Origin of the sequence: Hyphomonas johnsonii MHS-2, from assembly GCF_000685275.1 — a bacterium.
Classification (GTDB): Bacteria; Pseudomonadota; Alphaproteobacteria; order Caulobacterales; family Hyphomonadaceae; genus Hyphomonas; species Hyphomonas johnsonii.
Genome location: NZ_ARYK01000001.1, coordinates 247,340 through 268,013, shown reverse-complemented (window position 1 = coordinate 268,013; position 20,674 = coordinate 247,340). Strand labels below are relative to the sequence as shown.

The following is a 20,674-nucleotide window of genomic DNA, read 5'->3' as shown; positions in this document are numbered from 1 at the left end:
GCCACCCGCCGTTCGCAATCACTTATGTGGGTTTAGGCCGCGCGCCGGTCGCGCAGGGCGTCGAGCCGTGCTTTCAGGTCTGTCAGGCCGTTCAGCGCATCTGCCAGGCGTTCCTGACGCTCGGTATCCGTTCCGGTGGCCATTTCGGCGCTGAACGCCTTGGCCACGGTCTCCTGCAGGTCACGCGCCGGGCTCGTGCCGCCAGCGCTGCCCAGCGTCGCCGCACCTGACAGCACGGCCTTCAGGCCCTGCTCGGCCATCAGCGCCTTGGCGCCTTTCAGCGTCAGGCCGCGTTCATGCACCAGTATCTGGATCGCCCGCAACGCATCGAGGTCCTGCGGCCGGAACAGGCGACGCCCGTCGGCCCGCTTCACCGGGCGCACTTCGCGCGGGAACTTGCTTTCCCAATAGCGCAGGACATGCGTTTCAAGGCCCAGCTCGGCAGCCGCCTCACCGATCGAACGGAAGGCTTTTGCTGATTTTTCGACTCGGGCCCGGGTTGCAGTCATGTCGCTATCCTTGTGAGTGTGGCTCAGCCCTTGTCGACGTGGGACTTGAGCATGGGGGATGGGCGGAAGGTGACGACGCGCCTTGGCGCAATCACGGCTTCTTCGCCGGTTTTCGGGTTGCGGCCTTCGCGGGCGGATTTCGATCGCACCACGAAATTGCCAAAACGGGAGAGCTTCACTTCGTCTTCGTGTTCCAGCGCGCTACCAATCAGGTCCAGCGTGCGGTCCAGCAAATCCGAGGATTCCTGCCGGGTCACGCCCACTTCGCGGACGATGGCGTCAGTCACTTCGGCACGGGTCAGGGTCTGGTTGCTCATGAGGTTCTCTCGCCTTTCGTTAATGGATAGCCAATGAAACTTAACGGATTCCTAGCGAAACCGTCAGGTTAATTCGTTGAGAAGTTTCGATTTGTGCGATTCGGCCTAAAAAAGGCGAGCCCGAACACCGGCGCGCCCTAGAGGCGGAACAGGCTGGCGCCCCAGGAAAATCCTCCGCCCATGGCTTCAGACAGGATCAGATCACCCGGCTTGGCCCGGCCGGTACGCACCGCATGGTTCAACGCCAGCGGGATCGAAGCCGCCGATGTGTTGGCATGCTCGTCAACCGTCACCACAACCTTTTCCTCGGCGATGCCCATCTTCTTGGCCACGCCGTCAAGAATGCGCTTGTTGGCCTGGTGAGGCACGAACCAATCGATGTCGGCCGCCGTCAGGCCGGTCTCGTCGAGGACCGTCTGGATGGCCGAGGAAATGTTCGTCACTGCGTGCTTGAAGACGCGGTTGCCCTCCATGCGCACATGCCCGATCGTGCCGGTCGAACTGACACCGCCATCGACATACAGCAGGTTGGACTTGGTGCCATCGGTGCGGATGTGGTGCGTGATGATGCCGGCATCGGCCGCGCCGTCCCATTCCGTCGCCTCAATCACCACGGCCCCGCCACCATCGCCGAACAGCACGGCCGTGCCCCGGTCGGACCAGTCGAGGATACGCGTAAATGTCTCCGCGCCGATCACCAGCGCCCGGTTGAACAGGCCCTGCTTCAGCATGCTGTCGGCGGTTGCCAGCCCGAACAGGAAGCCGGAACACACGGCCTGCACATCGAACGCCGCACTCGATCCAAGGCCCAGCTTTGCCTGAACCGCCGTGGCGGTTGCCGGGAAGGTCTGGTCCGGTGTGGTCGTGGCCAGCACGATCAAGTCGATATCGGACGCATCCATTCCGGCAGCTTCAATTGCCTGCCGCGCCGCTGCAGTCGCAATATCAGACGTCAGTTCGCCATCGGCCGCGACATGGCGCTTGCGGATTCCGGTCCGCTCACGGATCCACTCGTCCGATGTGTCGAGCATCTCGGACAAGTCGTCATTGGTCAGCACCTTTTCGGGAAGGTAGCCACCAGTGCCGCGAATGAAACTGCGTCTCGCCATGAATATCCTTTCGTCGGCGGCGGCCTATCCGGCCGCCAGACCGCTTTCCCTTACTCGAAGCAGGTTGGCAATAATCTTGTCCCGATAATCACTTTCGGCCAGCGCCGCTGCCAGTTCGCAGGCCTTGGCAAATCCGCGCGCATCCGTGCCGCCGTGGCTCTTGACCGACACGCCGCCAAGGCCCAGCAGCACGCCGCCATTCACGTTGCTCGGGTCCATCTGCTCACGCAGGCGCTTCAGGCCGTCCATTGCGAGCGCCGCGCCCAGCTTGGACCGGAGGTTCGCCGTGAACGCTTCACGCATGCGGCTCGCCAGCATGCGGGCCACGCCCTCGCCGGCCTTCAGTGCGACATTGCCGGTAAAGCCGTCGGTGACGACCACGTCGACCGCGCCCTTTGAAATGTCGTCGCCTTCGACAAAGCCGCGATAATCCATGTCGAGCGTTGCTGTGCGGAGCCATTCATGCGCTTCGCGCACTTCATCATGGCCCTTCATCTCTTCCGACCCGATATTGAGCAGGCCGATCGATGGTTTCTCGATATCCAGCGCCGCGCGCGCATAGGCCTCGCCCATGATCGCGAACGTCACCAGCTGCGCAGCGTCCGCTTCCAGGTTGGCGCCAACGTCCAGCACGACTGTCCGGCCGCGCACGGTGGGCCAGAGGGCCGTCATCGCCGGCCGGTGCACGCCTTCCATCTTGCGCAGGATCAACATCGAGATCGCCATCAGCGCGCCGGTATTGCCTGCCGAGACGGCTGCCCCGGCTTCGCCGTTCTTGACCGCCTCGATCGCGTTCCACATTGACGATCCCTTGCCGCGGCGCAGCGCCTGGCTGGGCTTCATGTCACTGGTGATGACGGCATCGGTGTGCACGATCGTGCAGCGCCCCCTGAGCGCGGCTTGCGCGTCGACCAGCGGCGCCAGCAGCGCTTCGTCGCCATGCATCAGCAGGGTGATATCGGCCCGCCGGGCCAGCAGGACAGCCGCGCCCTCGACAGGGACGTCGGGCGCCGCATCACCTCCCATGGCATCAATCGAAAGAATTGTGCCTTTAGCCATTCGGGCCTTCCAGATCAGGCGGAAACGCGTCGCTTCCGGTTTTGCGCTGTTTACGGCGCGTCACCCCGGTTGGCAACGCTACGCCTGTACGTTCGGCAGCGCACCCGACAGCACGCTCCAGGCAAATTCGCCGGCCAGGATTTCGCTGTCAGGCTGCGCCGCGATCTGTTCTGATTGCTGGCGAATATGGGCTGTCAGGGTGTTTGCGCCGTCATGCCCGGCCATGCCGTTGCGCACCAGCACCGCTGCCACCTGGTCTGCGTCGCCTGTATCCAAGGCCGCGTTCAACGCTGTTCCAAGGCCATAATAGGCCTCAGCCAGTGCCCGCACCTTCCTCGCGATCGACGAATCGCCCACGCCCTGTTCGCGAAACGCCGCATCAAACCCGTCCAGCACCAGCGTATTGAGTCGGGCGGCGATCTTCCTTGCGTCTGTGCTGCCAATGGCCCGCAGTCGCCGCGCGGCCAGCGCCGAATACAATGTCACCATCTGCCCGCGCCCGTCGAACGTGTCCGGCACAGCGCCTGCCGCATAGAAATCCGGGGCCAGCGCCGCCTGCATCATGTGCCTGTAGGCCACGGCAGCGGCGGCCTTCTGCGTCTTTCCCTGTTGCAACCAGCCAATCGAAAAGCCCATCGCATGTACTCCTGTGTTGCCAAGGGGGCCCTGCTGCCGCTAGGTCTCTGGCGAAGCCTTATCAGGAGTTTCTCCATGTCGCGACGCGCGATTTTGGCCATTGGCCTTCTCACACTGCCCCTGACGGCGTGCCTCACCCCGACGCGGGACTATCATGGCTATGTCGCCGACGAAGCCCAACCGCGCGACATGACGCCGGACGTCGACACCCGCTCCACCGTGCTGGCCAAGCTGGGCTCGCCGTCAACCAAGAGCGTGTTCGACGACAAGACCTGGGTCTACATGTCCGACGTCCAGTCGCGCATCGCCTTCTTCAAGCCGAAAATCACCAATCGCAGCGTCACCGCGATCCGTTTCGGCGACGACGACAAGGTCGATGAAGTGCTCGAATACTCGGCCGACGATGGCGAAGTCGTCAATTATGCTGCCCGCGAAACGCCGACGCGCGGTCGCGAACTCGGTCTCTGGGAGCAGATCTTCGGCACGGTCGGCGGCGTCCGCCTGCCGAACTCCGACGAGCGCACACCCGGCAACCCCACCGGTCGCTAACACCGCTCTCTCCACCCATGCAAAAAAGGCCCCTGACCTCACGGTCCGGGGCCTTTTTCATTCCGCCAGCGGCCATGCCGCGATGGCCCCGTTTGCCTGCTATTGACCCGCCCTATAGGTCGCCCGCTCAGAATCGATTGGATCAATGACTGCAGGCGCGGTAATGTATCCTCACAGGCGAACCTGCCGACAGCAATTAGCAATCGGAGAGCATTATGGACGGTAATGATATGGGAAGCGGCGGCAAGTGCCCGGTCATGCATGGCGGGATGACCGCTATCGGCAGGACGGTCATGGAATGGTGGCCGAACGCACTGAACCTCGACATCCTCAGCCAGCACGACACGAAGACCAACCCGCTCGGCAAGGACTTCAACTATCGTGAAGAGCTCAAGAAGCTCGATGTCCCGGCGCTCAAGCAGGACCTGACCGCCCTGATGACCGACAGCCAGCCCTGGTGGCCGGCCGACTGGGGCCATTATGGCGGCCTGTTCATCCGCATGGCATGGCATTCGGCAGGCTCGTACCGGCTGTTTGACGGTCGCGGCGGCGGCGGCACCGGCAACCAGCGCTTTGCACCGCTCAATTCCTGGCCGGACAATGGCAACCTCGACAAGGCGCGCCGCCTGCTCTGGCCGATCAAGCGCAAGTACGGCAACAAGGTCTCATGGGCCGACCTGATCCTGCTTGCAGGCAATGTCGCCTACGAGTCCATGGGCCTGAAGACCTATGGTTTCGCTTTCGGGCGTGAAGACACCTGGGCGCCGGAACGCGACGTCTACTGGGGCTCGGAAAAGGAATGGCTCGCCGACAGCGTCCTTCGCTACGCCAATTCGGAAGACCCCGCCTCGCTGGAAGCGCCTCTCGGCGCGGTCCACATGGGCCTCATCTACGTCAATCCACAGGGCCGCGACGGCAGGCCGGACCCGTTGAAATCCGCGCACGATGTGCGCGTCACCTTTGCCCGCATGGCGATGGATGACGAGGAAACCTGCGCACTGACGGCTGGCGGGCACACGGTCGGCAAGGCCCACGGCAACGGTCTGGAATCCAATCTCGGCCCGGCGCCTGAAGCCGCTCCGATCGAGGAGCAGGGCTTCGGCTGGATCAACCACAAGACCCGCGGCATCGGCCGCGACGCCGTGACCAGTGGCCTTGAAGGCGCCTGGACCACCCACCCGACCAAGTGGGACAACGGCTATTTCGACCTCCTGCTCAATTATGAGTGGGAACTGAAGAAGAGCCCTGCCGGCGCGTGGCAGTGGCAGCCGGTCGACATGAAGGAAGAGCACATGCCGGTCGATGTCGAGGATCCCTCGATCCGCAAGATGCCGATCATGACCGACGCCGACATGGCCATGAAGATGGACCCGGATTACCGCAAGATATCGGAGCGCTTCTACAACGACTTCGAGTATTTTTCGGAAACCTTTGCCCGCGCCTGGTTCAAGCTGACCCACCGCGACCTGGGTCCGAAGACCCGTTATTTCGGTCCTGAAGTCCCCCAGGAAGACCTGATCTGGCAGGATCCGGTTCCCGCCGGCAATACCGGCTACGACGTCGATGCCGTAAAGGCGAAGATCGCGTCCAGCGGCCTGTCGGTAAGTGACATGGTGGCGACGGCCTGGGACAGCGCGCGGACGTATCGTGGCTCCGACATGCGCGGTGGCGCCAATGGTGCACGCATCCGGCTCGCGCCGCAGAAGGATTGGGAAGGCAACGAACCCAAACGCCTCGCCAGGGTGCTGGGCGTGCTCGAAGGCATTGCCAGCGAGACCGGCGCAAGCATTGCTGACGTGATCGTCCTTGCCGGCAATGTCGGCATCGAGCAGGCCGCCAAGGCCGCAGGCGTCAAGGCCACGGTGCCGTTCTCGCCGGGACGCGGCGATGCAACCGACGCGATGACGGATGCCGACTCCTTCGACGTGCTGGAACCATTGGCCGATGGCTACCGCAACTGGCTCAAGGCGGACTATGACGTCAGCCCGGAAGAGCTGATGCTCGACCGTACCCAGCTGATGGGCCTGACCGCCCCGGAGATGACCGTGCTTGTCGGTGGCATGCGCGTATTGGGCACCAATCATGGCGGTACAGCCCATGGCGTGTTTACCGACCGTGTCGGCGCGCTGACGAATGATTTCTTCGTCAACCTGACGGACATGGACAATTACTGGCGTCCCTCGGGCAAGGGCGTCTACGAAATCCGCGACCGCTCGACGGACAAGGTCAAGTGGACGGCGACTCGCACGGACCTCGTCTTCGGGTCCAACTCGATCCTTCGCGCCTATTCCGAGGTCTATGCCCAAGATGACGGCAAGGAGAAGTTCGTGAGCGACTTCATCGCAGCCTGGACCAAGGTGATGGACGCAGACCGGTTCGACCTCGCCTGATCGCACCCTGCCCCCAATGAAAAAGCCCCGGCGCATTCGCACCGGGGCTTTTTTGTTGTCCGGGTGTTGCCGCCTAGTGCGAGGCAAGCACCGCAAGAAGCAGCAAGGCCACGATGTTCGTGATCTTGATCATCGGGTTCACAGCCGGGCCGGCCGTATCCTTGTAGGGATCGCCGACCGTGTCGCCGGTCACGGCAGCCTTGTGGGCTTCAGAGCCCTTGCCGCCATGGTGGCCGTCTTCGATATACTTCTTGGCATTGTCCCATGCACCACCACCCGAAGTCATCGAGATGGCGACAAACAGGCCGGTCACGATCACGCCGAGCAGCATGGCACCGACCGCCGACAGGGCTGCACCGGTTCCTGCAATCAGGAAGATCACGCCAAACAGCACGATCGGTGACAGCACCGGCAGCAATGACGGCACGATCATTTCCTTGATCGCAGCCTGCGTCAGGATATCCACGGCGCGGCCATAATCAGGCTTCACTTCGCCCTTCATGATGCCCGGCATTTCGCGGAACTGGCGACGCACTTCTTCGACCACAGACTGGGCTGCACGGCCCACGGCCATCATCGACATGCCACCGAACAGGAACGGCAACAGGCCGCCGAACAGCAGGCCGACAACCACGTACGGGCTGGAGATCTCGAAATTGGTCTGGATCTGGTAGAAGAACGTATCCGGATCAGCCACGGAGATGAAGTATTTCAGGTCCTCCGAATAGGCAGCGAACAGAACCAGCGCGCCGAGGCCCGCCGAACCGATGGCATAGCCCTTGGTCACGGCCTTGGTCGTGTTGCCAACGGCGTCCAGCGCGTCAGTCGTCTTGCGAACGTCGGACGGCAGTTCAGCCATTTCCGCGATACCGCCGGCATTGTCCGTCACCGGGCCGAAGGCATCGAGGGCAACGATGATACCGGCGAGCGCCAGCATGGTCGTCGTGGCAATTGCGATACCGAACAGGCCCGCCAGGTTGAACGTCAGCAGGATGCCGCCCATGATCGTCAGCGCCGGAAGCGCTGTCGATTCAAGCGAAACGGCAAGGCCCTGGATCACGTTCGTGCCGTGGCCCGACTCTGACGCCTGAGCGATCGAGCGGACGGGACGGTACTTGGTCTCGGTGTAATAGGCCGTGATCACAACGATCAGGCCGGTCACAACAAGGCCGGTGACGCCGCAGAAGAACAGGTCGAGACCTGTGACATCCCCGGTCATGTGAAGCAGGCGTGCTGCATCCGTCATCACGCCGAAGCCGTTCGGCAGGACGCTGTGAATGGCAATCGCGAGCCCGCCCACCGACAACACGCCGGTAACGATCAGGCCCTTGTAGAGCGCCCACATCACGTCCGTGGACCCCTTGCTGAGGCGCACGAAGAAGGTGCCGACAATCGACGTCACGATACACACAGCGGCAATCGCCAGCGGCAGCATCATCACGGCGGAAATATAGCTCGAATCGGCAAAATAGATGCCGCCCAGAACCATGGTCGCCACCAGCGTCACGGCATAGGTCTCGAACAGGTCAGCCGCCATGCCGGCACAGTCGCCGACATTGTCGCCGACATTGTCTGCAATGGTTGCGGCGTTGCGCGGGTCATCCTCGGGGATTCCGGCTTCCACCTTGCCCACCATGTCGCCGCCGACATCTGCACCCTTGGTGAAGATACCGCCGCCGAGACGGGCGAAGATCGAGATCAGCGATGCACCAAAGCCAAGCGACACAAGTGCATCGATGACTTCCCGCTTGTCGTCGCGGACCGACAGGTCAAGTTCGAGCGGACCGGTCAGCAGGCCGTAATAAAGCACGATGCCGAGCAGGGCGAGGCCAACGACCAGCATGCCCGTGATGGCGCCAGACTTGAACGCCAGTGCCAGGCCGGCGCTGAGGCCGCTCCTGGAGGCTTCCGTCGTGCGTACGTTGGCGCGGACCGAGACCAGCATGCCGATAAAGCCGGCTGCGCCGGACAGGACGGCCCCGAGAATGAAGCCGAGCGCGGCTTTCCAGCCGAGCAGGACGAGGAGTATCACGGCCACGACAACCCCAACGATGCCGATGGTGCGATACTGGCGCTTCAGGTAGGCGTTGGCGCCCTCCTGGATTGCCAGCGCGATTTCGCGCATCCGTTGGTCACCTGAGGGGGACTTCATAATCGAGTTGATCTGGAGCCAGCCGAACGAGACTGACACAACGCCCGCACCGAGCGCTAAATAATACCACATGGGGATTTCCTTCCTTCCCTGAGCCGTCTGCGGGCCCGGGTTGTCCCCGGGTCGCCATTACTTTGTTTTATGGGCCTTTGCCTGCCAGCCCGCCCCGGTTGAGGCAACCCGCCTCGCTTCAGGGGCGAGTCACAGGCGACCCGACTCGTCCATGCTCGAACCCTAGGGTTTCCGGCAGGTTAACTTTACGGTCATGCAAGCTGAGTGCGAGGCCTGACCCGTCCACTATTTTCCCGATTCGGGCGAGTTTCACGCCCTCCTTTTTCGCCAATTGGGCGATTTCCGACGCCTGCCCCTCCGGCGCCGTGAACAGGACCTGGTAATCATCCCCCCAGCTCGCCAGTTTCAGCATCTCGGCCTCGTCCGCGGCACCGCCCGCAAACGGCACGCTTTCGAGCGCGATGTGAATGCCGGCACCAGACGCCGCGGCCAGGCTGCGGGCATCGATCAGGAGGCCGTCGGACACGTCCATCGCCGCACTTGCGCACCGGGCAACCAGGCCCGCGATGCCAAGGGGCGGCAGTTCCGGCAGTCGGTAGGCGCTGACCCATGCCGGCGCGGCAGCGTCCTTACCCCCCTCCTGCCACGCCCTGCCGGCGGCGCTGTGAAGACCGTCCCACCCCCTTGCGGCCCCCCCAACGGATCCGCTCAACCACACGCAATCTCCCGGCTTCGCCCCGGCACGCCGCACCGGTGCGCCCGCCAGGCAGCGCCCGGTCAGCGTCAAGGACAGGAACAGGCGATCCGGGTTTGCCACCGTGTCACCGCCGATGAGGCCGGCACCCCAACGCGCCAGCTCGTCACCCAAGGCTGCAGCAAATGCTGCGATTTCAGCCTCGCCCCGCGCGGCCGGCCAGCCGAGTGTCAGCAGCGCTTCAGCCGGCTCGGCGCCGCTCGCCAGCAGGTCCGACACGTTCGCCCGCACAAGTTTCCGCGCGACCGTGTCAATCGGGTCCCGGCTGAGGAAATGCACCCCCTCCACCATCGCATCTGTTGTGATTGCGACAGGACCGGCAATAGACAACTGCGCGACATCATCCCGCAATCCGGCCGCCCCCTGCCCGGATGCCAGCGGCGCGAAATAGCGCGCGATCCAGTCCTTTTCCGCCATATTCAGTCGCCCAATGGGTGCTTTTGACCCGCCAGCACGACACCCCAGATCGGAATCCCCGTCCAGTTCTCGCCCGCCACGTTGAGCGGATTTGCGCCCAGAATTGTGAAATCCGCCCGTTTCCCAGCCTCGATCGAACCGATCTCAGCGTCCAGCCCGATCGCCCGCGCTGCATCCAGCGTGACAGCTTCCAGCGCCTGGTAGGGCGTCAGGGCCATTGTGGCCTGGTACGTCCCGCCCTCGCGTGTCGCCCGCGTGATGTGCACGCTGGCAGCCCGCAATGGCTCTGGCGGCGCGAGCGGCGCATCCGAATGCACTGTCACGGCGACACCCGCATCGGTCAGCGCACCCAGCGGCGAAATCCACTGGGCCCGCGGGCTGCCCAACGGATCAGCATAGGTGTCGGCCATGTAGTAGACATAGTGGCTGGCGGCCGAGACACCGGCCTCCAGGCGTCCGGCCTCCGCCACCTGTTCGGGCGAAAACAGGCCGCCATGCTCGATGGTGAAGGAATTGCCGCCACCGCCTTCCCGCAGCGTTTTCAGCGCCGCCAGCGTCGCACCCTGCGCCGCGTCCCCGTTGGAATGGATGTTCACGCCGAGCCCGGCATCCCAATACGGCTGGATCGTCGATGCGATCTCGCCGGGCTGCATCACCCACAGGCCATTGCTGCCTTTCGACTGTCCGGACAGGTATCCGGGCGGCGAAAGACGCATTGTCTGGCTGTAAAATGCCCCATCCGTGAAGAATTTGACGCGCGGCAGGACCGGTGCCGCAGCGCCCCGCTTGCCGCTCGCCAGATCAAGCGCGGCCTGCACGCGGTCGTCACCGAATGTGCGCTGCAGCGCCCGGTATTCGGGCACGAGGTAGAGGTTGTAACCGGCCGACTGGGCATCGCGCCAATTGGTGCGAATGTTGGCATCCTCCATCTCCCAGCCGAACAATCCATAGCCCATCTCAACGGTCGTCGTGACGCCGGCCTCCCGCAGCATGCGGGAAAACCCCTGGAAGCCGGCGCTGACATTCTCCGGCGCCAGCAACACGTCTCCGAAGGCGCCCAGCACGCTGACTGCAGCGTCTTCATAGATCCGACCGGTCAGTTCGCCATTCGCGTCGAGGTCGACGCCGTGGAATTTGTTCGCCAGGTCGGGCGTGAACCCGGCCCGGGCAATCGCGGCACTGTTGAGATAGAAGTCATGGCTGGAATAATGCCAGATCACCAGCGGGCGCTCGGTGCTGATGGCATCGAGGTCCGCCCGCGTCAGGTCGCCGTGCACGAGGTTGTGGTAGCCGTAGATGACCGCAGGCTGGCCTGGCGGCATTGAGGCCTCGATCGCCGCCACCTCGGCGAGGAAGCCGTCACGGGTGCCGATTCCTGCCCGCATGCCGGCTGGCGTGGCCATCGGCCAGGGCGGCGTCAGGGGCAGGTTGTACTGCAACGCCCCCAGCATGACATGGACATGCGGATCAATCAGGCCCGGCACGATGACCTGGGCTTCGAATGTGCGGTCCACGCTGGCTTTCGGCAGGCGCCTTGTCAGTTCCTCCACACTTCCGGTCGCCAGGATACGACCGTCCTGGACCGCCACGGCGGTCACCTCGGCATCCGGCGCCGTCATCGTCACGACACTGGCGGCTGGATAGATCACCGCCCCGTCGCCGGTCTCCGCGGCAGCGCCATTCCCGCCCCTGGAACAGGCGGCGACCAGCAACAAGGCTGCAGTCAGGATGAAACGACGCATGCAAATGCCCTCCGACAATCTGGCTTGCAGCCTGACCGTTCGGGCGAATGAATACAAGCAGGGCTTAGACGATCTCGCGGCCGATCGCGTAGAAACGGTCACGGCGCTGGCGACGCAATTCCTGCGGTGACAGGCCTTCCAGGTTCTTGAGCGCGGTATCCAGCGCCTTGGCTGCCGATGCCATGGCCCGTTGCGGGTCGCGGTGCGCACCGCCAACAGGCTCCTTGATGACTCCGTCGATCACCTTTGTCTTCAGCAGGTCCGGCGCCGTGATCTTCATCGCGTCCGCCGCGTCGCGGGCCTTGGCCGGGTCGCGGTAGAGGATCGACGCGCAGCCTTCCGGCGAGATCACCGAATAGATCGCATGTTCCATCATCAGTACCGTATTGGCCGCCGCGATACCGATCGCGCCGCCCGACATGCCTTCGCCGATGATCAGCGTGACGAAAGGCACGCCAAGTGACAGGCCACGCTGGGTGCCGCGCGCAATCGCCTCGGCCTGTCCGCGCTCTTCGCCGCCCTTGCCGGGATAGGCGCCCGCCGTGTCTGGAAAACTCAGGACCGGCAGGTTGAACTTCTCGGCCAGGTCCATCAGGCGCACCGCCTTGCGATAGCCTTCCGGGTGCGCCATGCCGAAATTGTGCTTCAGGCGCTTTTCGGTCGTGCGGCCCTTTTCATGGCCCATGATGACCACGGAACGGCCCTTGAACCGGGCCAGGCCGCCAATGATGGCCTCGTCATTGCCAAACAGCCGGTCGCCCGCCAGTTCCTCGAAGTCTTCGAAAATGGTCTCGATATAATCAGACAGGTGCGGGCGGTCAGGATGCCGGGCAACCTGTGTTTTCCGCCAGGCCGAGAGGTCTGAATAGATGTCCTTCAGCTGCTTGGTCGATTTGGCCTTCAGCTTGTTGAGTTCGTCCTTGATGGACGGCCCACCCTTCTGCCCGGACAGGGTTTCGAGCTCGGCAATCTTCGCGTCGAGTTCGGCAATGGGTTTTTCAAAGTCGAGATAGGTTGTGCTCATGCGACAAGGTTTAGCAATGTGTGCCCGACTCGCCTAGCGCCGTTTTCATCAGAATATTTCCCGGAACATCACGACGGTCGGCATGACCAGGACGCCCAGGAGAACGGGAAACACGAAGAAAATCAGGGGCAACGTCAGTTTCGCCGGCAGGGCCATGGCTTTTTCCTCAGCATAGAGGATGCGGCGCTGGCGCATATCGGCAGAGAATACCCGCAGAGTCTGGCCAAGACTGGTCCCCATTTCCTCGGCCTGTCGCAGCATGGTTGCCAGCGATCCTGCCTCCTCGATTCCCAGTCGGTCGGCAAATCCGCGCCATGCCGTCTTGCGGGCCCGTCCCGCCCGCAATTCGAGTGACAGCGTGCGCATGTGCCCCGCGATGATCGGGTGGCGCAGTTCCAGCTCCTCGCCGACGCGCTGGACCGATGCATCCAGGCTGAGGCCCGCTTCGACGCAGGCCACCAGCAGGTCCATCATGTCAGGAAAGCCACCGGAACATTCCTGCCGGCGCCCGTTGATGCGCCTGTCGAGAAAGAATGCCGGCGCGCCGAGGCCGACGAGCACAAGCCCGATCGACGAGGCCAGCGGCGCATACCAGGGAAGCTCTGCCATGTAGGGCAGCGCAAAGAACAGGCCGATCTGCGGGATGACGACGCAAACGAGGCGGGCAAAATAATAGCGCCCAACAGCCGTCGGGTTCGAGAACCCGGCTGCGATAAGCTTGGCCCGCGCCACGCTGACGCTTTCCGCATCGTCCGGTGTCGCCTGGTCGGTCAGGCCAGTCACGGCCTTTCCGATCCGGCTCTCGTTCCGGCTGTTTCCTTCAGCCTCCTCGCGCGGGGTGCGGCGGCGCTCCAGGCGTCGCTCGACCTGCTCGGACTCGCGCCGTCCGCGCAGGAATGACAAGAGACTCGGCACCGCCAGCACGGTCGCGGCAGCGAGCATCAGGAGCGGGGCCCATGCGCCCGACAGGAAGGAGATGTCCATCAGCCTGTCCACCTACATCTTGAAGTTGATCATCTTGCGCATCACCATGTTCCCGATGAACATCCACGTGAACAATCCGGCAAAGCCGTACTGGATCATCGGATCATCGATAACGTCGAGATAGAAGCTTGGCTGGATCGAGTAGATGGCGGCCATCACCATGAAGGGCGCCGCCGTCAGGATCATCGCCGAGACGCGGCCTTCGGACGACGCGGCCCTCACTTTCAGCCGCATGGTCTGGCGTTCGCGGATCGTCGTCGTGTTGGCCTTCAGCAATTCGCACAGGTTGCCGCCGGTCTTCTCCTGCAGGCGGACGGTTGCCCCGAACAGTTCGACGTCCGGATCGCCGGCACGCTCGGCCATGCGCTGGACGGCATTGGTCAGCGAGAAGCCGTAAGACACCTCGTCGGCTGCCATGCCGAATTCAGTACCGATCGGGTCCGGCATTTCACGCGCCACCAGCGCCACCGCGGTCGCCACGGGGTGCCCGGCCTCAAGGCTGCGACAGACGATCTGCAGGGCGTCGGGCAATTGTGTCGCCAGCTGTTTCATGCGCTTGTTGGCGACGTGGTTGAGCACGAACAGCGGCCCCGCCACGAAGGCGGCGAGGCTGACACCGATGGCGCCCACCCAGCCACCGACGAAGTGAATGTAGGCCCCCGCCACGACGACGCTGCCGACCAGCGCCATGCCCGCCCATTTCCAGGGTTGGTAAGGCAATCCGGTCCGCACGACGAGCCGGTTGAACCACGCCACCGGCATCATGAAATTGCCATCGGCATCGAGGCCGCGACTCTTGCGCAATTCAACCATCGCCTCGTTCGTCGAGGCGAACCTGTCCTTGAATTGCAGGCGCTGGTTCACGATGCGCTGTGTCTGTGCCTGCGTCACCAATGACAGCGTCGCCTGGATCAACAGGAAGAAGGCCCCTGCCGCCATGACGAAGGGGATAACAAGCACCATGCTGACATTGGAAAGGTCCGGCAATCCAGGCATGATATTTCGCCTCAGAACTCGGTTGAGGGATCGAACATGGATGCCGGCATGTGCACGCCGCGCCGCTCCATCTCGTCAAGGAATTTTGGCCGCAGACCGGTGGCAATGAACTTGCCGATCACCTTGCCTTCATCCGATGTGCCCGTGCGCTCGAACTTGAAGATTTCCTGGATCTGGATGACCGCCCCTTCCATCCCGGTAATCTCGGCAATCGACATCACCTTGCGCGAACCGTCGGACAGGCGCGACGCCTGAACGATGAAGTTCACGGCCGAGGCAATCTGCCCCCGGATGGCTTCCTCGGATATTTTCATGCCGCCCATCATCACCATCTGCTCGAGGCGGGTGATCGCATCACGCGGATTGTTGGCGTGGATTGTAGCCATCGAGCCTTCGTGGCCGGTGTTCATGGCCTGAAGCATGTCGAAGGCTTCCTCGCCCCGAACCTCGCCGAGGATGACCCGGTCAGGGCGCATCCGCAGGGCGTTCTTGACGAGTTCGCGCTGGCGGATTTCGCCCTTGCCCTCAATATTGGGTGGGCGCGTTTCCATGCGCGCAACATGCGGCTGCTGCAGCTGGAGTTCAGCCGCATCCTCGATCGTGATCATGCGTTCCTTGGGGCTGATCGCGGACGACAAGGCGTTCAGCAGCGTTGTCTTGCCCGAGCCCGTACCGCCGGAAATCACCGTCGATGCCTTGCACTTCACGGCACCCAGGATGAATTCTGCAACCGGGCCCGGAATGGCGCCGAACCCGACAAGTTTTTCTATTGTCAGGGGCGACTTGGAGAATTTCCGGATCGAGACCAGCGGCCCGTCGATCGCGATGGGCGCGATCGCGGCGTTGACGCGGCTGCCGTCCAGCAGGCGCGCATCGACCAGCGGCTGGCTCTCGTCAACGCGGCGGCCGACGGCGGACACAATACGCTGCACGATGCGCAGGAGGTGGTCATTGTCGGCAAAGCGGACGGGCGCCAGTTGCAGCTCGCCGTTCCGTTCGATGTAAACCTGGTCACAGCCGTTGATCAGGATATCCGCAATCGAATCATCCTTGAGCAGCGGCTCGATGGGTCCGAGTCCGGTCATTTCGTCCATCACCGCATCGGCGAAGGACGTCTCTTCGGCAGCAGACAGCGCCATCTCTTCCTTGCGGATAATGTCGGAAATGATCCCGCGCACACGCTGGCGCATCGTATCATCATCGAGCTTGTCGAGCGCCGACAGGTCAAGTTCGTCGATCAGTTTCGCATGCACCCGCAACTTGGCGTCCAGCAGGTCGAACCCCTGCGGCTCCGGCTTGCCACGGGTTGCGGGCACCGGCGACGCCGGGGCCGCTGCTGCCGGGCTCGCAGCGGTGGAGGTTGCAGGCTTGGGTGCGACGCTGGTCAGTCCGAAACGACTCATTTGCTACGCTTTCGCTGTTTGGGTTTCTCTGCTGCCTCAGCCATTTCGGCTGGCACCAGTTCGTCGATCATGCGGGCAACGTCCGCGACCAGCTGGCTCTTCGGCTTGACGTCCGCGATCGGCTTGCCGAGGTTTACGGCCGTGCGGGCCGCGTCCCAGTCGGACGCCACCGTCGTGTGGATCTTGCGATCGATCGCCTGCTCGGCCTTGTCGACGGCAAATTCCGCGCGGAAGCGCTTCTTCGGGAACATCCGGTTCAGCACGAGCTTTGCCTTGCTCTGGTCGCCGCGCAGAACGTCGGTCTCGCGGCACATGTCGGCCGCAGCATGCAGGCTCGGCACGGTCAGCTCGCTGATGATGATTGCTTCGTCCACGGCGGCAAGCACCGACTTGGTCCACGGCATCATGTGGCGTGGCATGTCGACGATCACGTATTCGAAGACACCGCAGGCGACATCCAGCAGGCGCAGCACAGCGGCTTCACTGGCCAGGGCATCCGCATCCGGGTTGCGGGGTGCCGCGATGAGGGACACACCGTCAGCGTGTTCCCAGCACCAGGCCGCCAGCAGGCGCGGGTCGAGCCGTTCCGGCGCAGCGGCAAGGGCGTCGAGATCAAGTTTCGGTATCGCCTCCAGGAACGACGTCGTCATGCCGTCCGCCACGTTCAGGTCGACGAGGCAGACTTTGCCGGGCCCGACCTTCCGGGCGAGGCTGAACGCGCTCTCGATGGCGAGCGTCGAGACGCCTGCACCTCCGACAGCGCCGCGGAATGCCCAGCACTTCGACGTCGCACCGCCACCCTGGACGGTTTGCGTTTCCCGCAATTGGTGCGCGGCCTCGATGATCTCACTGATGCTGGCCGCGGCGGGAACGATGTCCGACGCCTCGATCTTCATCAGGGCCCGAACCATATGGCCGGGAAGCTGATCGGAGATGACGATGACGGCCGTACCCGGGCGCTCGACCGCGAGCGTCAGGATGATCTGGTCATACCCGTCGACACCCTGCTCCACCACCACGAGTCCGCCACCATGACCAATGACGATCTGCGATGGCGACAGGCCGGAAAGATCGGTCAGTTCGACGCAAAATTCCTTCAGCGCCGCCAGCCGCTCGGGTGTGACCAACGCTGCCAGCGACGGGATCACGCGACCCGATGGCGGGGCGCGGGACTCTTCGGCCTTGAGAGCTGGTTCAGCCATTTCAGCTGCCTCCGCCGCCGGCATCGGCCTGGCGCAGCTGTGTTGACTTGCCTTCGTTCAGTGCCTTCACGGCCTTCGCCGCGCGGACGCCTGACGTCGTTTCGACCGCCTTGGAGTTCGGCAGGTTCACGTCGCGGACAGATTGAAGCGCAATGTTCGAACGGTTCGCTTCACCCAGCAGGTTGGCATCCTGATGATCATACGCGGCGCAGGCCGGGACGAGCGCCAGGGACAGGAATGCGAGGGAGGCCTTGAAGGATCGTGACATGTCTGAGTCTCCGCTAGTTTGCAGCCGGAACCGAAGCCGTCTTGTTGAGCAGGAAGAACTCCGCCTCGGACGGTTCGGCAAAGGCTTGCAATGGGTTTCCGAGAAGTTCGGGATGTGCAGCTGGCTGGACCAGACGCGGCGTCACGATGATCACCAGTTCGCTTTCCTTCTTCTGGAAGCGCTTGGAGGCGAACAGCGTACCAAGGATGGGAATGTTGCCGATCCAGGGCGTCTGCCGCACATCGTTCGAATAATCGTTCTGCAGCAGGCCGGCGATGGCGAACGCCTGTCCGTCATGCAGTTCGACGGTCGTGTCGGCCCGGCGGACGGAAATGCCCGGAATTTCGATATTCGCCGTCCGGATGCCGTTCGATCGGTCGATCGAAGACACTTCAGGGCGCACACGCAGGTTCACCAGCCCGTCGCCGAGAACCGTCGGCGTGAAATCGAGGCTGACACCGAATTTCTTGAATTCGATGGATATCTGGTTGTCCTTGCTGGCGACAGGGATCGGGTATTCGCCGCCAGCGAGGAAGCTTGCCGTGTCGCCTGACAATGCGACGAGGTTTGGCTCGGCCAGAGTCCGGATCATGCCCTTCTGCTCCAGCGCGCGCAGCTGGATGTCGATGTTCTCGTTGCCGACATTGGTGAACAGCGCGATCGTCTTTTCAGCGAGGCCCGACACGGTCGTCGGGTCCGTCACGGCAACAGCATCACGGGCATCAATCGAGCTGCCGAAGCCGATCTCCTTGACGGCGCTTCGGCTGGCTTCGAGGAAGCGCACTTCGAGCAGGACCTGCTGGCTCTGGCCGACCGACAGGCCGTTGGCCACGCCGCCCGGCACGTGACGCTCAGCCAGCTGCAACGCCATGTCGACGGCACCGGCGGTCGTCATCTTGCCATCAAGGAAAACGCCGTCGTGCACCGGATAGACATTGATTTCCTCGCCCGGCAGCAGGTTCTTCAGGTCCGTCCGCAGCTCGTCGAGGCCGAGTTCGACTTCGACGTCGATCAGTTCGGCGATCTCGCCGGCAGCGTTGTAGATCAATACGGTCGTGGATCCCGGCAGCTTGCCGCGCAGGAAGAACGACCGGTTGGATGTCGCCATCGCGTCCGCGATTTCAGGATCAGCGACGACAATGGTGGAGAAGCCGAGGTCGGATTCGACCACGGTCGAGCGCCCCTTTTCGAGGACGAGAACGCCGGCACCCTCGACTGCATTGCGCTGTGTCCAGGCGCCCGCTGCCGGTGCAGCAAACACGATCACAGCCAGGCAGGCGGCCAGGAGATTCCGAAGCAACGGCATCAGCTTGCCTCCTCTTTCGTTTCTTTTTGCTTGGCGACCGGCGCTGTCACCTTGGTTTCAGCGTCGCCATTGATGACGCGCACAGTGGTCGTCGACGGGGCGCGTCGCACAGGCGCTGCCCGCACTACTCTGCGGACGGGTTCCTTGCGCTCCTCGGCGACAACGACCGCTTCTTCCTTGCGACCGATGAGCGACAGGCCGAGCGCGTTGCGCTGGCTCGCCGCACCGAGTGTCAGCGCACCCGCCGGCGTCACTTCAAGGGTCACAGTGTTCGACGGCAGCGCGCCTTCCAGGCCCGGGTCGAACGTCTGGTCGACTGCCAGGACCTTGACGTTCTTGAGAACCGACCGCGCGACCAGGTCGCCCGAAGTCCGCATGCCATCGGATTCGCTGACACGGCTCCTGCCGAGCGTTTCCAGCGGAAGGAATTCATTCACATCGACGCGGTCGCCCGGCAGGACAAAGCCGGCCACGCCCGTGTCATTGCCGACCACGACCGAAACGGCCCGCATGCCCGGCGTGATCGACGCAGCCAACGTCAGCACGGCGCCGGTATCGTCCAGCTTCTCGCGCATGATCGGTTCACCGGGAAGGATCAGGCCGCGGGCATAGACAACGTCCTTGAGTTCGTCGACGCTGCGCATTGCGCCTTCGGGGATGGCTTCGGTCGGCCACGAAGCCGCCTTCATCATCGACCCGTCAACCAGGTCGCCGGTCTCGATCGTGGCCGTGGCGATCAGGATGCCCGACATCTCCACCGCTGGCACAAAGCTTGCAGCGGCCGCGTCCGAAGCGTTCGACGTCATGTACTGGCGGCCGACGAAAATGGCGCCTGCGCCAAGCACAAGTGATAGGCCGAGGCTTATCAGGGGTGTTGCTTTCATTGCGGATTGCCCTCTTGTCCATGACCGCCACCAGGTCAGCGGACAAGATAACCAGCAGGCTATAAGGCCAGTTGAAGAGTGCGGGGCAAATCTCGAAACGGAACAGAACGGCCCGTTAACCAAGCGGGAACCTACATTAAGCGCTTATGAATCAGCCTCTTGCGAGGGGAAATGATCAGCCCTCACAGGCCATCGCGTCCGGTTGGGATCAGGTATGCAGGAAGACCGGCTGCTCGCCGGGGACCAGAAAAGCCGCCGTCAGACGGCCGCCGTAAACCGCACCGGTGTCTATATTTATGCGCTGGCCTGCGCCAGCGACTTCCGGTTTGTCGTCTTCTGTCGGCGAGTGGCCGTGCACGATCGTCTGCCCGACAAGCCCGGGGGCCGTCCAGCAGCGCGGATCGAAGAACTCCCGGCGCCGGGTCCACATCTGTGTCCGCTCACCGCAGTCCGGAAACCGGTCCGGATCAACGCCCGCATGGACAAAGACAAGGTCACGCGCTTCGTCGCGATAAATCGTCGGCAGGGCAGCAAGCCAGTCCAGGTGGTGATCCGGCGGCCCGTCGAGGCCGCGCCGGTGATAGCTGTCCAGTGTCGCCCGCCCACCCCACTCTAGCCACCGGTCGCGCGACGATTCATCCTTGTCGCGCACGGTCTGGATCATCAGCTGTTCATGGTTACCGCGGATGGTTATCGACCGCTGAACCGGATCACATTCCAGTTCCATCAGGTAGTCGACCACGCCACAGGAATCCTGGCCCCGGTCAATCAGGTCGCCGAGATGCACGAAGGTCACCGGCGCGCCGCCGGTAACCCCATCAGCATGCCGGCGAACGCTGTCGTGCAGCGCCTTCAGCCGGTCCAGTTCGCCATGTATGTCGCCAATCGCGCAATAGGTTGTCTCGGTCATGCCATGCACTTGGGGGCGCAGCGCCGGTTTCGGAAGGCCGCGCGATGCCAT

General features: G+C 63.3%; 19 protein-coding genes. 2 read left to right on the top strand and 17 right to left on the bottom strand.

The genetic code is table 11. From position 1 onward, the window contains the following. Positions 1-32 precede the first annotated feature (32 nt). The 5 genes from HJO_RS01370 to HJO_RS01350 all read right to left on the bottom strand — a co-directional run bounded on the left by HJO_RS01370 (position 33) and on the right by HJO_RS01350 (position 3,630). Positions 33-509 (bottom strand): MerR family transcriptional regulator, encoded by a 477-nt coding sequence (locus HJO_RS01370; protein ID WP_051617946.1) that lies wholly within the window; start codon positions 507-509, stop codon positions 33-35. 23 nt (positions 510-532) lie between these two features. Further along, a complete protein-coding gene (locus HJO_RS01365; protein WP_035612785.1) occupies positions 533-826 on the bottom strand; it encodes an integration host factor subunit alpha in 294 nt (97 codons plus the stop codon). A gap of 137 nt (positions 827-963) precedes the next feature. Beyond that, positions 964-1,935 (bottom strand): beta-ketoacyl-ACP synthase III, encoded by a 972-nt coding sequence (locus tag HJO_RS01360; RefSeq protein WP_035612781.1) that lies wholly within the window; start codon positions 1,933-1,935, stop codon positions 964-966. 24 nt (positions 1,936-1,959) lie between these two features. Beyond that, positions 1,960-2,994 carry a phosphate acyltransferase PlsX gene (plsX, locus tag HJO_RS01355; RefSeq protein ID WP_084141306.1) on the bottom strand — a complete coding sequence of 345 codons (1,035 nt, stop codon included), beginning with the start codon at positions 2,992-2,994 and terminating at the stop codon, positions 1,960-1,962. A gap of 78 nt (positions 2,995-3,072) precedes the next feature. Further along, positions 3,073-3,630 (bottom strand): ubiquinol-cytochrome C chaperone family protein, encoded by a 558-nt coding sequence (locus HJO_RS01350; protein ID WP_051617944.1) that lies wholly within the window; start codon positions 3,628-3,630, stop codon positions 3,073-3,075. A gap of 75 nt (positions 3,631-3,705) precedes the next feature. Between HJO_RS01350 and HJO_RS01345 the strand changes: the two genes are divergently transcribed. Beyond that, the gene (locus HJO_RS01345; RefSeq protein WP_035612775.1) at positions 3,706-4,179 is read left to right on the top strand and encodes an outer membrane protein assembly factor BamE; all 474 of its coding nucleotides are present in this window, start codon (positions 3,706-3,708) and stop codon (positions 4,177-4,179) included. Positions 4,180-4,394: 215 nt separating this feature from the next. Then, complete coding sequence (gene katG / locus HJO_RS01340) at positions 4,395-6,569, top strand: catalase/peroxidase HPI (protein WP_035612772.1); 2,175 nt, start codon at positions 4,395-4,397, stop codon at positions 6,567-6,569. A gap of 73 nt (positions 6,570-6,642) precedes the next feature. On the opposite strand, the gene HJO_RS01335 is transcribed toward katG, so the two are convergent. The 12 genes from HJO_RS01335 to HJO_RS01280 all read right to left on the bottom strand — a co-directional run bounded on the left by HJO_RS01335 (position 6,643) and on the right by HJO_RS01280 (position 20,623). Further along, positions 6,643-8,793: a sodium-translocating pyrophosphatase gene (locus HJO_RS01335; RefSeq protein ID WP_035612769.1), complete on the bottom strand. Its 2,151-nt coding sequence runs from the start codon at positions 8,791-8,793 to the stop codon at positions 6,643-6,645. Positions 8,794-8,911: 118 nt separating this feature from the next. Next, a complete protein-coding gene (thiL, locus tag HJO_RS01330) occupies positions 8,912-9,904 on the bottom strand; it encodes a thiamine-phosphate kinase (RefSeq protein ID WP_035612766.1) in 993 nt (330 codons plus the stop codon). 2 nt (positions 9,905-9,906) lie between these two features. Continuing rightward, positions 9,907-11,646 (bottom strand): amidohydrolase, encoded by a 1,740-nt coding sequence (locus HJO_RS01325; RefSeq protein WP_035612763.1) that lies wholly within the window; start codon positions 11,644-11,646, stop codon positions 9,907-9,909. A gap of 64 nt (positions 11,647-11,710) precedes the next feature. Then, on the bottom strand, positions 11,711-12,670 hold the full coding sequence (locus HJO_RS01320) for an acetyl-CoA carboxylase carboxyltransferase subunit alpha (protein ID WP_035612760.1): 960 nt from the start codon (positions 12,668-12,670) through the stop codon (positions 11,711-11,713). A 48-nt stretch (positions 12,671-12,718) separates the two neighbouring features. After that, positions 12,719-13,654, bottom strand: a complete 936-nt coding sequence (locus HJO_RS01315; protein ID WP_035612757.1) for a type II secretion system F family protein — start codon at positions 13,652-13,654, stop codon at positions 12,719-12,721. A 12-nt stretch (positions 13,655-13,666) separates the two neighbouring features. Next, positions 13,667-14,650, bottom strand: a complete 984-nt coding sequence (locus tag HJO_RS01310; RefSeq protein ID WP_241764646.1) for a type II secretion system F family protein — start codon at positions 14,648-14,650, stop codon at positions 13,667-13,669. An 11-nt stretch (positions 14,651-14,661) separates the two neighbouring features. Then, positions 14,662-16,053, bottom strand: a complete 1,392-nt coding sequence (locus tag HJO_RS01305) for a TadA family conjugal transfer-associated ATPase (protein WP_035612754.1) — start codon at positions 16,051-16,053, stop codon at positions 14,662-14,664. Then, positions 16,050-17,255 (bottom strand): CpaE/TadZ family protein, encoded by a 1,206-nt coding sequence (locus HJO_RS01300; protein ID WP_156945379.1) that lies wholly within the window; start codon positions 17,253-17,255, stop codon positions 16,050-16,052. Before HJO_RS01300 ends, HJO_RS01305 begins: the two co-directional genes overlap by 4 nt. 1 nt (position 17,256) lies before the next feature. Beyond that, positions 17,257-17,523: a hypothetical protein gene (locus HJO_RS01295; protein ID WP_035612747.1), complete on the bottom strand. Its 267-nt coding sequence runs from the start codon at positions 17,521-17,523 to the stop codon at positions 17,257-17,259. 13 nt (positions 17,524-17,536) lie between these two features. After that, entirely contained in the window at positions 17,537-18,829 is a 1,293-nt protein-coding gene (locus HJO_RS01290) for a type II and III secretion system protein family protein (protein ID WP_051617942.1), read from the bottom strand. After that, entirely contained in the window at positions 18,829-19,713 is an 885-nt protein-coding gene (gene cpaB / locus HJO_RS01285) for a Flp pilus assembly protein CpaB (protein ID WP_035612744.1), read from the bottom strand. Before cpaB ends, HJO_RS01290 begins: the two co-directional genes overlap by 1 nt. Before the next feature lie 208 nt (positions 19,714-19,921). Then, positions 19,922-20,623 carry a metallophosphoesterase family protein gene (locus HJO_RS01280; protein WP_162173745.1) on the bottom strand — a complete coding sequence of 234 codons (702 nt, stop codon included), beginning with the start codon at positions 20,621-20,623 and terminating at the stop codon, positions 19,922-19,924. Positions 20,624-20,674 lie beyond the last annotated feature (51 nt).

Excerpts from the sequence above, each read along its gene's own strand:
- HJO_RS01280 (WP_162173745.1), bottom strand. The coding sequence starts at position 20,623 with ATGACCGAGACAACCTATTGCGCGATTGGCGACATACATGGCGAACTG.
- HJO_RS01335 (WP_035612769.1), bottom strand. The coding sequence starts at position 8,793 with ATGTGGTATTATTTAGCGCTCGGTGCGGGCGTTGTGTCAGTCTCGTTC.
- HJO_RS01305 (WP_035612754.1), bottom strand. The coding sequence starts at position 16,053 with ATGAGTCGTTTCGGACTGACCAGCGTCGCACCCAAGCCTGCAACCTCC.
- cpaB (WP_035612744.1), bottom strand. The coding sequence starts at position 19,713 with ATGAAAGCAACACCCCTGATAAGCCTCGGCCTATCACTTGTGCTTGGC.
- HJO_RS01290 (WP_051617942.1), bottom strand. The coding sequence starts at position 18,829 with ATGCCGTTGCTTCGGAATCTCCTGGCCGCCTGCCTGGCTGTGATCGTG.
- thiL (WP_035612766.1), bottom strand. The coding sequence starts at position 9,904 with ATGGCGGAAAAGGACTGGATCGCGCGCTATTTCGCGCCGCTGGCATCC.
- HJO_RS01300 (WP_156945379.1), bottom strand. The coding sequence starts at position 17,255 with ATGGCTGAACCAGCTCTCAAGGCCGAAGAGTCCCGCGCCCCGCCATCG.
- HJO_RS01320 (WP_035612760.1), bottom strand. The coding sequence starts at position 12,670 with ATGAGCACAACCTATCTCGACTTTGAAAAACCCATTGCCGAACTCGAC.
- HJO_RS01360 (WP_035612781.1), bottom strand. The coding sequence starts at position 1,935 with ATGGCGAGACGCAGTTTCATTCGCGGCACTGGTGGCTACCTTCCCGAA.
- HJO_RS01350 (WP_051617944.1), bottom strand. The coding sequence starts at position 3,630 with ATGGGCTTTTCGATTGGCTGGTTGCAACAGGGAAAGACGCAGAAGGCC.
- HJO_RS01315 (WP_035612757.1), bottom strand. The coding sequence starts at position 13,654 with ATGGACATCTCCTTCCTGTCGGGCGCATGGGCCCCGCTCCTGATGCTC.
- HJO_RS01295 (WP_035612747.1), bottom strand. The coding sequence starts at position 17,523 with ATGTCACGATCCTTCAAGGCCTCCCTCGCATTCCTGTCCCTGGCGCTC.
- HJO_RS01345 (WP_035612775.1), top strand. The coding sequence starts at position 3,706 with ATGTCGCGACGCGCGATTTTGGCCATTGGCCTTCTCACACTGCCCCTG.
- katG (WP_035612772.1), top strand. The coding sequence starts at position 4,395 with ATGGACGGTAATGATATGGGAAGCGGCGGCAAGTGCCCGGTCATGCAT.
- HJO_RS01365 (WP_035612785.1), bottom strand. The coding sequence starts at position 826 with ATGAGCAACCAGACCCTGACCCGTGCCGAAGTGACTGACGCCATCGTC.
- HJO_RS01310 (WP_241764646.1), bottom strand. The coding sequence starts at position 14,650 with ATGCCTGGATTGCCGGACCTTTCCAATGTCAGCATGGTGCTTGTTATC.
- plsX (WP_084141306.1), bottom strand. The coding sequence starts at position 2,994 with ATGGCTAAAGGCACAATTCTTTCGATTGATGCCATGGGAGGTGATGCG.
- HJO_RS01325 (WP_035612763.1), bottom strand. The coding sequence starts at position 11,646 with ATGCGTCGTTTCATCCTGACTGCAGCCTTGTTGCTGGTCGCCGCCTGT.
- HJO_RS01370 (WP_051617946.1), bottom strand. The coding sequence starts at position 509 with ATGACTGCAACCCGGGCCCGAGTCGAAAAATCAGCAAAAGCCTTCCGT.